The organism is Pseudomonas sp. K5002, from assembly GCF_013386655.1.
GTDB lineage: Bacteria > Pseudomonadota > Gammaproteobacteria > Pseudomonadales > Pseudomonadaceae > Aquipseudomonas.
Window position 1 is genome coordinate 1 of record NZ_JACARK010001481.1, and the last position, 867, is coordinate 867.

At 63.4% G+C, this 867-nt stretch carries 2 protein-coding genes; both read right to left on the reverse strand.

The annotated features are described in order from the left end of the window. On the reverse strand, positions 1-323 hold a 323-nt coding region (locus HX846_RS37340), incomplete at its 3' end, for an ATP-binding cassette domain-containing protein (protein WP_178967482.1). Further along, positions 323-867, reverse strand: a 545-nt coding sequence (locus HX846_RS37345; protein ID WP_178967483.1) for an ABC transporter permease, incomplete at its 5' end; no start/stop codon positions are given. The genes HX846_RS37340 and HX846_RS37345, both read right to left, overlap by 1 nt.

The following is an 867-nucleotide window of genomic DNA, read 5'->3' on the forward strand; positions in this document are numbered from 1 at the left end:
CGCATCTTCAGGCCGAAGGCGACGTTTTCGCGTACCGAACGCCAAGGGAACAGTGTGTGTTGCTGAAACACCATGCCCCGTTGCTGGGACGGGCCGGCAATCGGCCGGCCATCCATTTCCAGCGTGCCCTGGCTTGGCGTGAGATGCCCGGCCAGCGCGCCGAGCAAGGTTGACTTGCCACACCCGGACGGGCCGAGGATGCACACGAACTGCCCCGGCTCGATCCTGCAATCCAGGGCTTTCACCGCCTCGAATGCCTGCTGCTGTTCGCCCAATACAATGGATAAGCCGCGTATGTCGACACGGCCCTCAAGATGACTCATCAGGCTTTACCTCGTGGTCGATGCCAGGGAGTGAACAGTGCGCCGAGACGCTTGACCAACAGGCTGCTGCCCATGCCCAGCACGCCGATCAACAGCATGCCAACGACAATGTCGGCATAGTTCTGGATGGTGTAGGACTCCCAGGTGTAATAGCCGATACCGTACTGGCCGGAGATCATTTCCGCCGTCACCAGGCAGAACCACGAAGTGCCCATGCCAATCGCCAGGCCGGTGATGATGCTCGGCGCGGCGCCCGGCAAAATCACCTCCAGCAGGATCGCCCGGCGCCCTGCCCCCAGGCTGCGCGCCGAGGCGATCAGCCGAGGATCGACGCCTTCCACGCCATGCACCGTATTGAGCAGCACCGGAAACAGCGCGCCGGTGAAGGTGATGAAGATCATCGACAGCTCCGACGACGGGAACATCAGGATCGCCAGCGGGATCCAGGCCACCGCCGGGATCGGCCGGATCACCTCCAGCGGCGGCAACAGCAGGTCTTCCGCCCACTTCCAGCGGCCAATCGCGATGCCCAGGCCGATCCCCA